A 12,509-nucleotide genomic window follows, 5' to 3' on the forward strand; every position below is an offset into this window, starting at 1 on the left:
CCTAACCGCGCTCGACGGAAACCGGCCCGGCGACCTCCAGCTCCAGCACGCGCAGGTTCTGTCCGCGGGCATCCTCGAGGATCTCTTCCTCGATGGGCTCGGTGTGCAAGACCATGACGGTGGGGCCAGCACCGGACAGGTAGGCGGCATAGCCGCGGTTGCGCAGGCGGTTGACCCACTCCGCGGTCACCGGCAGGACATCAGCGCGATAAGGCTGGTGCAGACGGTCGCGGGTGCCTTCCCACAGCAGGTCCGGATAGGCGGTCAACGCCGCCACGTTCACCGCAGTACGGGAGACGTTGAAGGCGGCATCGGCGTGCGTGACGTGCGAGGGAAGCACGCGGCGCACCGCCTGGGTTGATGCATGGAAGTCCGGGACCAAGGCCGTGGCCTTGATAGTCGGGTGCACGTCTAAGGTGGCGGCGCGGTACTCCGGGAGCGAGCGGCCGTCGACAGGCACGGTGGTCCACGAGACCACGGCGTTTCCTAGCACGGAGGCCGCGGCGTTATCCGGGTGGCCTTCGAAGGCTGAAGACAGCTGAACGACTTGCTCCTCGGAGAGCGGGAAACCAGCCAGGCCATTGCCCGCGGCCACACCGGCTACCGCAGCGGAGGCCGAGGAGCCCAAACCGCGGGACTGCGGGATGTTATTCGTGCATACCACGCGCAGGCCAGATACTTCTACGTCGGCAGCCTTCAGCGCGGAGCGGATGGCCTTGACTACCAAGTGGGAGCCATCGCGAGGAAGCTCATCGGCGCCCTCGCCGAAGATCTCCACTTCCAAACCGGAGCGCGTGACTTCTACCTCTACGGTGTCGTAGAGGCTCAGCGCGATGCCAAGGGTGTCGTAGCCCGGGCCTAAGTTGGCCGAGGAGGCCGGGACCTGGACGGTGACCTTGGTGCCTACTTCGATATCGATACTCATTGTTGTACCTAAGCCCCTTAAACGCCCAGGCGGATGACGGAGTGAACGGCCTTGACCTCATCGAGCTCGCCGAGGGCAGCAACGATATCCTCGAGCACCGCTTCCTTCGCCGCGTGGGTGACCACGATGAGGCGGGCGGTGGCATCGCCGTCTTCCTGGCGCACGGTGCGCAGGGAGACACCGTGGCGGGCAAAGACACCGGAGATGGCGGAGAGCACGCCGGTGCGGTCTTCAACTTCCATGTCGACGTGATAACGAGTTTCCACTTCTCCGAACTCCGCAATAGGTAGGTTGGCATAGGTGTTCTCCCCCGGCGCACGGCCGCCGTGGACGATGTTGCGTGCCGCACCGATGACATCACCCAGCACAGCAGATGCCGTCGGGTTACCGCCGGCACCGTTGCCGTAGAACATCAGGGAACCAGCGGCCTCCGCCTCAACGAAGATGGCGTTATAGGACTGGCTGACCGAAGCCAACGGGTGCTCCTTCGGAACCAACGTCGGGTGCACGCGGGCGTTGACGGATTCCGCACCGGTCTCCTCATCCACGAGGCGCTCACAGATGGCCAGCAACTTGATGGAGTAGCCGGCCTGGTTGGCAGCCGTGATGTCATCGGCGGTGATCTTGGAAATACCCTCGCAGTAGACATCGTTGAAGGTCAGGCGGGTATAGAAGCCCAGGGATGCCAGGATGGCAGCCTTGGAGGCAGCGTCGTGGCCCTCCACGTCAGCGGTGGGATCGGCCTCGGCGTAGCCCAGGCGAGTGGCCTCAGCCAGCGCATCCTCATAGGAGGCACCGGTGGACTCCATGGCGTCCAGGATGAAGTTGGTGGTGCCGTTGACGATTCCGGAGATGCGCTGGATCTTGTCACCGGCCAGGGAGCGGCGCAGCATGCCGACGACCGGGATGGCGGCGGCTACAGCGGCCTCGAAGTAAAGGTCAACGTCGGCGCGGTCGGCAGCTTCAGCGAGCTCATCCGCGTGCGCGGCCACGAGAGCCTTGTTGGCGGTGACCACGGATTTACCGGCGTTGAGGGCGGCGAGGACAAGCTCGCGCGGGAAATCAATGCCGCCGATGACCTCGACGACAAGGTCGATATCATCGCGCAGGACAAGTGCCTTGGCGTCGTCGGTCAGCAGCTCCGCCGGAACGCCCGGGCGCAGCTTGTTCTTGTTGTGCACGGCAACGCCGCGGATCTCCACGGGGCCGCCGATGCGGTGTGCAAAAGCGTCAGCGTTCTCCTGCACGAGGCGGAAAACCTCAGCGCCCACAGTGCCAAATCCAAGCAGCGCGATTCCTACGGGTTCGCCTTCGGGCTTCTTGCTACGGTTCGTCGTCATGGTGTCCCCTTGTTGAAATTGCGAAAGATTCTTACGTGCTAGCCCATCACTATACAGAACGAGCTGTCTATTTCTATACGAAATGGCCGGCACAACGTGCGACCGGCCATGTCTTTGTGAATAAAATGCGGTGAGCTGTGCCAACGCCGCGCTAATCGACGTCCAACGCCAGCAAGTCCTCCACCGTTTCCCGGCGCAGCATAAGTGAGGCTTTGCCGTCACGCACGGATACGACCGCCGGGCGCAGAGCGCCGTTATAGCGCGAGGCCATCATGTACTGATAGGCGCCGGTGGTGGCGAAAGCGAGGAGATCCCCGGTAGTGATATCCGAGGGGAAACGGCGCTCGTTGACCAGAATGTCACCAGACTCGCAGTGGAAGCCCACGATGCGCGAGTCCACCGGCTCGCCCTGGGTGCGGCGGTTGACCACGCGCACGTCATACTCAGAGCCATAGAGCGCCGGCCGGATGTTATCGGACATGCCGCCGTCCACGGAGAGGTAACGGCGCATCGGCAGATCCGCCTTGCCGGTCTCCACGTCCTTGACCGTGCCCACGCGGTATACGGTGACCGCGGAGGCACCCACCAGCGAGCGGCCGGGCTCCACCAGCACGAAGGGCGGCTTGATACCGAGCTCAGTGGCGGTGCGCTCCACGGCGTCGAGCAGGTCCTTAGCCAGCGTGGCGACGTCGAGGGCTTCCTCGTATTCCATGTAGGGAATGCCGAAGCCGCCGCCCAAGTCCAGCTCCTCAAGGGCAACACCGAGCTCGGAGTGAATGCGCTTGTAGAGGCTCAGCACGCGCTCGGCAGCCAGCTTGAAGCCATCGGCATTAAACACCGAGGAGCCCACGTGGCAGTGCAAGCCCACGAGCTTTAGGTTCGCGGATTCCAGCACCGTGCGAGCGACATCGAAGGCGGCGCCGGTGGACAGGGAAATGCCGAACTTTTGATCCTCATGAGCCGTGGCGATGAATTCGTGTGTGTGGGCATCCACGCCGGGCTTGACGCGGATCATCACCGGCTGCACACGGCCGGCGGCCGCAGCAATGCTGTTGAGGCGCGAGAGCTCCTCCGCGTTATCCAAGACCACATGGCCAATCCCCTCGTTTACGCACAACTCAAGGTATTCGTCTTCCTTGTTGTTGCCGTGCGCGGTCATGCGCTCCGGTGGGAAGTCCGCAGCGAGCGCCAGCTTGGCCTCGTTGAGGGAGGCCACGTCAAGGCACAGGCCCTCCTCATCTACCCAGCGGACGATGCGCTTGGTGATGAAAGCCTTGGAGGCATAGTGCACGTGGTCGGGGCCGCCGAAGGCCTGGGCCATGTCCCGGCAGCGTGAGCGGAAATCCTGCTCATCAAAGACATAGAGCGGGGTGCCGTATTCTTCGGCCAGGTCGGTCAGGGAAACGCCGCCGATCGAGACCACACCATCGGAATCACGAGCAGCGTTGCGCGGCCACACGTGGGCCGGAAGAGAATTGAAATCAGTCATCGATACCTTGTCTTATATCTTCTCCGTCTTACATCTTCTCCGGTGCGCTGACCCCAACCATGGTCAGGGCATTGGCCATGACCTGGCGGGTGGCGCTGGCCAGGGCGAGGCGCGCAGAGTGAATCGGCTCGGTCTCTTCACCAGCCTTCGGCAACACCTGGCACTGGTCATAGAAGCGGTGGAACACGGCGGCAAGCTCCTCGGCATAGCGCGCGATGCGGTGCGGTTCGCGCAACGTGGCAGCGGTGGCCACAACTTCCGGGAACTCGCCCAGGGTGCGGATGAGGTCGCCCTCCTTATCGTGGGTGAGGAGGTCGAGGGGGGCATCGGCAAGCTCGGCGGTGTCGAAGCCCAGCTCTGCTGCCTTGCGCAGGATGGAACAAATGCGGGCGTGGCCGTACTGCACGTAGTAGACCGGGTTATCCGCCGACTGCGAAGCCCACAGACCCAGGTCAATGTCCAGGCTGGAATCCACGGAGGAGCGCACCAGGGAGTAGCGCGCGCCGTCGACGCCGATGGCCTCGACGAGGTCATCAAGAGTGATGACGGTGCCGGCACGCTTGGACATCTTGACCGCCTGGCCATCGCGGACCAGGTTGACCATCTGGCCGATGAGGACCTCGACGGCCTCCGGGTCATAGCCCAAAGCCTGAGCGGAAGCGCGCAGGCGGGCAATGTAGCCGTGGTGGTCTGCGCCCAACATGTAGATGGCCAGGTCGTGGCCCCGGTCAAACTTATCAGCCACGTAGGCGATATCGCCGGCGATGTAGGCGGCGTTGCCATCGGACTTGATGACCACGCGGTCCTTATCATCGCCGTACTCGGTGGACTTCAGCCACCATGCGCCCTCAGCTTCGTAGAGCTTGCCGTTGTCCTTGAGCTTTTGGATGGCCTTCTCCACGGCACCGGACTCGAAGAGGGAGTTCTCGTGGAAGTAGACATCGAAGTCCACGCCGAACTCGTGGAGGGACTCCTTAATCTGGGCGAACATCATCTCCACGCCCGCGGAGCGGAAGGCTTCCTGGACCTCGGCATCGCTGCCGTCGAGGGCGTCCGGGTTCTGCTCCAGCACACCCTGAGCGATCTCCTTGATGTAATCGCCGCCGTAACCGTCCTCCGGGGTCGGCTCGCCCTTGGCGGCAGCCACGAGGGAACGAGCGAAGCGGTCGATCTGGCCGCCGTGATCGTTGAAGTAGTACTCGCGGGTCACCTCCGCGCCGGAGGCTTCGAGCACGCGGCCCAGCGAATCACCCACGGCAGCCCAGCGGGTTCCGCCCAGGTGGATCGGGCCAGTCGGGTTCGCGGAGACGAACTCCAGGTTAATCTTCTTGCCCTGGTAGGTGGTGTTGCTGCCGAAGTCTGCACCGGCATTGAGCACCTGGGCCACGATGGCGCCCTGCGCTGCGGCAGCGAGGCGAATGTTAAGGAATCCCGGGCCCGCGATGGAGGCCTCATCGATGGCGTCGTTGCCGGCGAGGGCCTCCGCCAACCACTGCGCCAGCTCGCGGGGCTGGGCACCAGCCTTCTTGGCTACCTGGAGTGCCAGGTTGGTGGCATAGTCACCGTGCTCCGGGTTGCGCGGGCGCTCCACGGTGACAGTCTCTGGCAGGACGGAGGCGTCCAGTTCATGCTCGGTGAGCACGGCAGCGGCAGTGTTCTTGATCAGGACGGAAAGATCTTCAGGATTCATAGGGCCAAAGTCTATCGTCTCCGCCGCTGGGAGGCGCTATCAGGTCGCAGAGGTTAGCAAGGTCACTCACCCCCATCAGGTGAACAATGCGGCACAGCGAAGCACCAAGTTCTACCCTAAAGGCGTTATCTGAATCGATCCAACCTTCCGCCTTCTCGCTTGGCCGACACATGCGGTGCCGCATCCTGGGGACCTCCACAAAGACGCCAGCGGGAGCCAACTGGAATTGAGTTTTATGTCAACCTTCAACATCACCACCGACGCCATCGCTGGCAACATCGGGCTCACCGCGCTGGTGTCCACGTTGCCGCTCATCGCGTTCTTCATCATGCTCCTAGGGCTCAAGGCCCGCGCTCACACCTCGGGTGCGGTAGCGCTTCTCGTCGCGGTTCTCATCGCCATTTTTGGCATGGGCATGCCAACCGGCATGGCTTTGTCCTCCGCGGTGCGCGGCGGGCTCTTCGGCCTCTTCCCCATCGTCTGGGTGATCATTACTGCCATCTGGTTCTACGAGGTCACCGTGGCCTCTGGCCGCTTCAATGACCTGCGCAAGACCTTTGACCTCTTGGGCGATGGCGATATTCGCATCCAGGCCATTCTCATCGCTTTCTGCTTCGGTGGCCTCTTGGAGGCGCTCGCCGGCTTCGGCGCTCCGGTAGCAATTACGGCCACCATGATCCTGGCGCTGGGCGTCAAACCCCTCAAGGCAGCCACCACCGTGCTCATCGCCAACACCGCACCCGTGGCCTTCGGCGCGGTAGGCATCCCGGTGACCACCGCAGGCTCCGTGGGCGGCCGTACCGCCGAACAGACCGCTGATATCGCCGGACTGATTTCGCTGCAGGTCCTGCTCATCGCCGCCGTCGTGCCTTTCTTTATCCTCTTCATCCTTGACGGCATGCGGGGTGTTAAAGAAGCAGGTCCCGCCGCCGCTGTCATCGGCATCTCCTTCGCCATTGCTCAGTGGGCCGCGGCCACCTTCTTTGCCTACCAGCTCACCAACGTCGTGGCTTGCATTGTCTCCCTCGGCGCTGGCTTCCTCTTCCTGCGTGTGTGGAAGCCCAAGGGTGTGGACAGCCTGCGTGAGCGCATGGAGTTGCCCGCCCAAGAGGAGGTCACGGACCTCAACGGCAGCCGCATCTGGATGGCACTGCTGCCCTATGCCGTGGTCACCGCTGTCTTCGCCATCGCCACCGCGTGGCCGTCCATCTTCGGCTTCCTGCAGCTCAACGTTGCCTGGCCGCTTCTCGAAGGCACCGTCTTCGACGCCGAAGGCCACGCCATGGATACCGCGTTTAAGTTCAACGTGTTGGGCAACCCGGGCACCCTGCTGTTGATTTCCGGCATCATCGTGGCTGTTATCTACATGTCCTTCAACGAGAACGGCCGCTACACGCTGGAGGCATCGGCACCGCTAGCTAAGTTTGGCGAGGTTATCTCCCGCATGAAGTTCTCTGCGCTGACCATCATCCTGGTCCTGGCGCTGGCCTACACTATGAACTACTCCGGCCAGACCATCTCCATCGGCCAGTTCGTGGCTTCTGTCGGAGGTATCTTCGCGCTCTTCTCCCCCGTCTTGGGTTGGATTGGTACCGCGGTTACCGGTTCGGATACCTCCGCTAACGCACTCTTTGCCAACCTCCAGGTCACCGCTGCTGAGCGCATCGGCGTTAACCCGGACCTCATGCTGGCTGCCAATACCTCGGGTGGCGTTGTGGGCAAGATGATCTCCCCGCAGTCGCTGGCCATTGCAGCCACTGCGGTTCAAATGGAGGGCGAGGAATCCCGCATCTTCAAGGCCGTTGTGGGCTACTCCGTGGCCTTCCTTGCCGTCGTGTGCATCATCGTTTTTCTCATGACCAACGTGCTGGGCTTCCTGGTTCCTTAAGTTCTCAGTCCTCAGCACCAACTACCCCCAGAATCGGGCACTTCACTCGCCACATCTGGGGGTTTTCGCTTGCCCGCTTTTTGTGACCGCTTCATCTCTGCACGTAAGGAATTTCACAACATTAATGTTGCGATAAAACGCCAGGTAGGAGGGCTAATTCCGCCTCGATAATGTGAGTTTTGGGCGGTAGGCTCATAGATACAAACTCGAAAAATGCCCACTGCGGCTGTCCTGGTAGCGCGCATCCGAGTACACCATCGCTGTGCCAAGCACAGGACAAGCTACAGAGAGGCAGACTAAGGAGCACACGCGAATGCGAATAGCATTGTTTTCCACCTGCATCGGTGATTCACTCTTCCCCGATGCTCATAAGGCCACGGCCCTCATTCTCTCTCGCTTGGGCTATGACGTCGTCTTCCCAGAGGAGCAGACCTGCTGCGGCCAGATGCACATCAACACCGGCTACCAGGAGCAGACCCTGGGCATGATCCGCACTTATGCGGACGCCTTTGCGGATCCCTCCATCGACTACGTGGTCTCCGCCTCCGGCTCCTGCGTGGGCGCCGTGCGTGAGCAGCACGAGATGATCGCTGATCGTTTCGGCACTTCCGCCGATGTGGACGGCGCCAAGAAGGCAGCCGGCAAGACCCTGGATCTGCCGGAGTTTCTGGTCGACGTCGCCGGGGTCACCAACGTCGGCGCTTTCTTCCCGCACCGCGTGACCTACCACCCTTCCTGCCACGGCCTGCGCTTCCTCAAGTTGGGTGACCGCCCCTACCAACTGCTGAAGGAGGTCGAGGGAATCGACCTCGCCCCGCTGCCTAATGCAGAAGAATGCTGCGGTTTCGGCGGCACCTTCGCCCTCAAGAACGCGGAGGTCTCCGCAGCGATGGTCGGTGATAAGACCCGCCACATCCGCGAAACCGAGGCCGAGTACGTCACCGGCGGTGACTCCTCCTGCCTGATGAATATCGGTGGTGCTCTGGCTCGCCAGCGCTCCGGTGTTCGCGCTATCCACTTGGCGGAAATCCTCGCCTCCACCAAGGAACACCCGTGGACTCCTACCTCTGCGGCCTACTCCAAGGAGAAGATGCTCTAATGACTTCCTTCCTCGACACCACTCCTCCGCGTGCTCCTGAAGGCTACGGCAACCTGCGCGGCTCGAAGGCCTTCGTGCCGCTGGCTCACGTGGGTCTTAACAACGCCACCCAGCGCCGCAACCTGCACCACGCCACCACCACGATTCGTGATAAGCGCCAGCACGCCGTTGACGAGACCCCGGACTGGGAGCAGCTTCGCGACGCCGGCTCCGCACTCAAGGATGACGTCGCCGTACGCATGAGCGAATTGCTGCTCCAATTCGAAGAGCAGGTGACCAAGCGCGGAGGCATCGTCCACTGGGCACGCGACGCCAAGGAAGCCAACGAGATTATCGAGGGCCTTATCCGCGAAACCGGTGAGACCGACGTGGTCAAGATCAAGTCCATGGCCACCCAAGAAATCGCACTCAACGAACACCTGGAAGAAGCCGGCATCCACGCCCAAGAGACTGACCTGGCGGAGCTCATCGTCCAGCTGGGTGAGGACAAGCCTTCCCACATTCTGGTCCCGGCTATCCACCGCAACCGCGCGGAGATTCGCGATATCTTCGTCAACAAGATGCCAAATACCGATGACTCGCTCAAGGCCGAGCCGGCGGAATTGGCTGAAGCATCCCGTCAGTTCCTGCGCGAGCAGTTCATGAAGGCCAAGGTGGCCATCTCCGGCGCTAACTTCGGTGTGGCAGAAACCGGCACCATCAACATCGTGGAGTCTGAGGGCAATGGCCGCATGTGCCTGACCCTGCCGGAGACCCTCATTACCGTGATGGGTATTGAGAAGCTGGTCCCGACTTTCCAGGACCTCGAGGTCTTCCTCCAGCTTCTGCCGCGCTCCTCCACTGCAGAGCGCATGAACCCATACACCTCCATGTGGTCTGGCGTGACCGAAGGTGACGGCCCGCAGAACTTCCACATCGTGCTGCTGGACAACGGCCGCACCGCTGCTCTGTCCTCCCCCAAGGGCCACGAGGCGCTCAAGTGCATCCGCTGCTCTGCCTGCCTGAACGTCTGCCCGGTCTACGAGCGCGCCGGCGGCCACGCCTATGGCTCCGTCTACCCGGGCCCGATTGGTATCTCCCTGACGCCACAGCTGACTGGCATGAAGGACCACAACGATCCGTCGGCAAGCTTGCCCTATGCCTGCTCCCTGTGCGGCCGTTGCGACGAGGTATGCCCGGTGCGCATCCCGCTCTCCCAGGTCATTCTGGAAAACCGCTACCAGAAGGTCACCCACGCCACCCCGCCGGTCGAAGAGAAGCTCTTCCAGGTAGTTGAGCTTGTGTGGAAGAACCCGAAGATCTGGAACCAGATAACCCACATGGTGGCGCTCGGCCGTGTCCTCGGTGGTTTCAACGGGGTCATCGACAAGCTACCGCTGTTTATGTCTGGTTGGTCCGAGGTACGCGATACCGCCGTTCCGCCGAAGAAGTCCTTCCGCCAATGGTTCGACACTGACGAAGCTCAAGAACTCCTCGCCCAAGCCAAGAAGGAGGGCATCAAGTGACCACCGCCAAAGAGGAAATCCTCAACCGCATTTCCGCCGCCCAGAAGCAGGCCGGCCTGCCGGACCACGTAGACATTCCGCGCGAGTACCAGAAGGAAGGCACGCTCAACGAGGATGAGCTGCGTGAGATGCTGGTGGACCGCCTCGAAGACTACAAGGCTGACGTGCACGTCACCGATGAGTCTGGGTTGAATTCCACCCTCGTGGGCATCCTGAAGGAGCGCGGCTGCTCAACCGTCATCTACGCCCCCGGCATGGACGCTGGGCTTCTCGACGGCTTCGAAGGCACCGCCACCCCGGACGACAACGCCAAGGACCCGCGCGAGCTTGACGCTGTCGATGCCGTGGTGACCGAATCCCACGTCACCTCCGCGCAGACCGGCACCATTGTGCTTGAGTCCAATGAGACCTGTGGCCGCCGCGCGCTGACCCTGGTACCGGACCGTCACGTGTGCATCGTGCGCAAGGACCAGATCGTCTACGGTGTGCCGGAGATGGTCTCCCGTATGAACCCGGAGCGCCCAGCAACGTGGATCTCTGGCCCTTCTGCAACCTCGGATATTGAGCTCTCCCGCGTGGAAGGTGTCCACGGCCCGCGCGATCTCATTGTGGTGATTGTTAAGTAATGTGACGTTCGGGGGCACCCGCCCCTTCCGAATACTCGGCTCACATCACCCCCGGCGCATAGGATAAGGCCCGTACCAATTAACGATTTGAGGAGCCTTATTCTATGCGTCTTTCTCGTGTTTTAGGCTCGGTGCTGGGGCCCGTGGCTATCGCTGCTGGTCTGGTTGCCGCGCCCGCTGTCGCTCACGCAGACCAACCCACCATCAATTGGGGCCCATGCCCGGAGGGGGTCACCGAGGAGCGCGCCGAGTGTGGCCACGTAACCGTTCCGACCTATCACGATGCCCCGGAGAAAGGCACCATCGATGTCGGCCTCATCCGTCTCAAGGCCACGGGCAACCGCCAGGGCGCCCTATTCACCAACCCTGGCGGTCCGGGCGGTGACGCATACAGCTGGGCTAACTTTGCGGCGTGGCCTGAAGAAATCAAACAGGGCTACGACATCATTGGCGTCCAGCCCCGAGGTTTGCGCGAATCCGGAGAAGTGAACTGCTCGTCCAGCGAAGTACGCGGAAACCCGCTAGCGCAGCTGACACAGATCGGCGCGATTACCCGCGATGACTGTGAGAAGAACACCCCGGGCTACACCGACTCCCTAACCACGGAGAACACCGCTAAGGACTGGGAGGTTGTTCGCCAGGCGCTCGGTGAGGAGAGAATCAACATCGCCGGTCTTTCCTACGGCACTTTCCTAGGCTCCACCTACGCCACGCTTTACCCGCAGCACACCGACAAGGTCGTGCTGGACTCCGGCATGAATCCGAAGATGGCATGGAACCAGATCTTCGCCTCCCAGCAGGCAGGCTATGAGAATGCCCTCCATGACTTCTTTGCGTACGTGGCCAAGAACGACGCCACCTACCACGCCGGTACCACGCCGCTGAAGGCTTATGAGCGCTGGTCCCAGATCGTGGCCAAGGAAGCAGGCGTGCGCCCGACTGTGCTTCCTCCGAACGCCCAGATTGGTGACCTCCCGCCAGGACTGGAGTTTGCTGGCCAGCCCGGCGCCAATGTCATGACCGCCACGGGAGAGCTGCGTGTACAGGCAGAGCACCTTGCGGGCAAGGTACGCAACCCGCAGGCTGTTCAAGCTGCCTCGCCGACGCTGAGCGCGACCCGTGAGCTCCTTCCCCGCCCCGAGACGTGGGACGCACTGGCCAAGCACATCGGCGGTGTTGAGCCTATGAACTTTGAGGAGCAGGCGGCACAACAGCCTCAACAGGATCCAGAAAAAGCCCAGCAGCAGCTCGTCAATGCAATGAGCATGCAAAACATCATTATGTGCAATGAGAATACCGCGCCGACGGATCCGACTCTCATTCCGGCGTTCCTGTGGTCGAACTACGTGACGATTGACCCGTTCACTCTGTTTAATTCGATGTACGCCTCTGGCGCGGGTTGCGGCGGTCGCGCGCCGGTCAGCACCCCGATTGCCGTCTCCGGTGAGAAGCTGCAGACCAAGCCGCTGCAGCTGCAGGCTACCGGTGACCCGCAGACCCCGTACGCCTTCTACCGCGGTCTTTCGGATCCGATGCAGTCCCGCGTGGTGACCGTCCACGGACCGGGCCACGGCCACTTCGCCATGGGCAACAAGGCCGTCGACCAGATTGTGGTTGACTACCTGCGCACCGGTGAGGTCCACACCGCGGATGCGCCGGGCTTCTTTGACCAGCCCCAGGCTCAGGAACAGCCCGCCTAGCCAGAAAGGCTGCGGGAACAATGAAGGCGCGGCTTACCTAGCCGCGCCTTCCTCCCACCACACCCCCATCGGCGTGAGGCCAATTACTGCGCTTCAGTCTTTATAGGCTAGAATCGCATCGTTGGCATTTCGCCAGCAATGCCCTTGTAGCTCAGCGGATTAGAGCATCGGTTTCCGGTACCGAAGGTCGCAGGTTCGATCCCTGTCAGGGGCACTTTGTGAAGTCTCGAGACATCGTTCCGGTCGG

The 12,509-nt window shown here is 62.1% G+C and carries 9 protein-coding genes and 1 tRNA gene; 6 read left to right on the forward strand and 4 right to left on the reverse strand.

The window, feature by feature from the left end:
- Position 1: 1 nt before the first annotated feature.
- From thrB to argS, 4 genes are all read right to left on the reverse strand, one after another.
- Positions 2-925 carry a homoserine kinase gene (gene thrB, locus HMPREF2896_RS04330; RefSeq protein WP_070443760.1) on the reverse strand — a complete coding sequence of 308 codons (924 nt, stop codon included), beginning with the start codon at positions 923-925 and terminating at the stop codon, positions 2-4.
- Between the two features lie 17 nt (positions 926-942).
- On the reverse strand, positions 943-2,265 hold the full coding sequence (locus HMPREF2896_RS04335; protein ID WP_070718013.1) for a homoserine dehydrogenase: 1,323 nt from the start codon (positions 2,263-2,265) through the stop codon (positions 943-945).
- Positions 2,266-2,416: 151 nt separating this feature from the next.
- Positions 2,417-3,754, reverse strand: a complete 1,338-nt coding sequence (gene lysA, locus HMPREF2896_RS04340) for a diaminopimelate decarboxylase (protein WP_070718016.1) — start codon at positions 3,752-3,754, stop codon at positions 2,417-2,419.
- A gap of 28 nt (positions 3,755-3,782) precedes the next feature.
- Positions 3,783-5,444: an arginine--tRNA ligase gene (argS, locus tag HMPREF2896_RS04345; RefSeq protein WP_070718019.1), complete on the reverse strand. Its 1,662-nt coding sequence runs from the start codon at positions 5,442-5,444 to the stop codon at positions 3,783-3,785.
- Positions 5,445-5,679: 235 nt separating this feature from the next.
- Here argS and HMPREF2896_RS04350 point away from each other — a divergent pair, with 235 nt between their 5' ends.
- The 6 genes from HMPREF2896_RS04350 to HMPREF2896_RS04375 all read left to right on the forward strand — a co-directional run bounded on the left by HMPREF2896_RS04350 (position 5,680) and on the right by HMPREF2896_RS04375 (position 12,476).
- Positions 5,680-7,332, forward strand: a complete 1,653-nt coding sequence (locus HMPREF2896_RS04350; RefSeq protein WP_070646020.1) for an L-lactate permease — start codon at positions 5,680-5,682, stop codon at positions 7,330-7,332.
- Positions 7,333-7,645: 313 nt separating this feature from the next.
- Entirely contained in the window at positions 7,646-8,431 is a 786-nt protein-coding gene (locus tag HMPREF2896_RS04355; protein WP_010187137.1) for a (Fe-S)-binding protein, read from the forward strand.
- Positions 8,431-9,936 (forward strand): LutB/LldF family L-lactate oxidation iron-sulfur protein, encoded by a 1,506-nt coding sequence (locus HMPREF2896_RS04360; protein WP_070646023.1) that lies wholly within the window; start codon positions 8,431-8,433, stop codon positions 9,934-9,936. The genes HMPREF2896_RS04355 and HMPREF2896_RS04360 overlap by 1 nt, the downstream gene beginning before the upstream one ends.
- Positions 9,933-10,562 (forward strand): LutC/YkgG family protein, encoded by a 630-nt coding sequence (locus HMPREF2896_RS04365; protein WP_070718021.1) that lies wholly within the window; start codon positions 9,933-9,935, stop codon positions 10,560-10,562. Before HMPREF2896_RS04360 ends, HMPREF2896_RS04365 begins: the two co-directional genes overlap by 4 nt.
- Before the next feature lie 104 nt (positions 10,563-10,666).
- Positions 10,667-12,262, forward strand: a complete 1,596-nt coding sequence (locus HMPREF2896_RS04370; RefSeq protein ID WP_070710966.1) for an alpha/beta fold hydrolase — start codon at positions 10,667-10,669, stop codon at positions 12,260-12,262.
- Positions 12,263-12,402: 140 nt separating this feature from the next.
- Positions 12,403-12,476 (forward strand) — tRNA-Arg (locus HMPREF2896_RS04375).
- Positions 12,477-12,509: the final 33 nt, after the last annotated feature.

The sequence above is a fragment of the Corynebacterium sp. HMSC069E04 genome (genome assembly GCF_001813175.1).
In the GTDB taxonomy this organism is placed as follows: domain Bacteria; phylum Actinomycetota; class Actinomycetes; order Mycobacteriales; family Mycobacteriaceae; genus Corynebacterium; species Corynebacterium aurimucosum.

Bases quoted from the DNA above. Each gene is read 5' to 3' on its own strand.
- argS (WP_070718019.1), bottom strand. From the start codon at position 5,444: ATGAATCCTGAAGATCTTTCCGTCCTGATCAAGAACACTGCCGCTGCC.
- thrB (WP_070443760.1), bottom strand. From the start codon at position 925: ATGAGTATCGATATCGAAGTAGGCACCAAGGTCACCGTCCAGGTCCCG.
- HMPREF2896_RS04350 (WP_070646020.1), top strand. From the start codon at position 5,680: ATGTCAACCTTCAACATCACCACCGACGCCATCGCTGGCAACATCGGG.
- HMPREF2896_RS04355 (WP_010187137.1), top strand. From the start codon at position 7,646: ATGCGAATAGCATTGTTTTCCACCTGCATCGGTGATTCACTCTTCCCC.
- HMPREF2896_RS04370 (WP_070710966.1), top strand. From the start codon at position 10,667: ATGCGTCTTTCTCGTGTTTTAGGCTCGGTGCTGGGGCCCGTGGCTATC.
- lysA (WP_070718016.1), bottom strand. From the start codon at position 3,754: ATGACTGATTTCAATTCTCTTCCGGCCCACGTGTGGCCGCGCAACGCT.
- HMPREF2896_RS04335 (WP_070718013.1), bottom strand. From the start codon at position 2,265: ATGACGACGAACCGTAGCAAGAAGCCCGAAGGCGAACCCGTAGGAATC.
- HMPREF2896_RS04360 (WP_070646023.1), top strand. From the start codon at position 8,431: ATGACTTCCTTCCTCGACACCACTCCTCCGCGTGCTCCTGAAGGCTAC.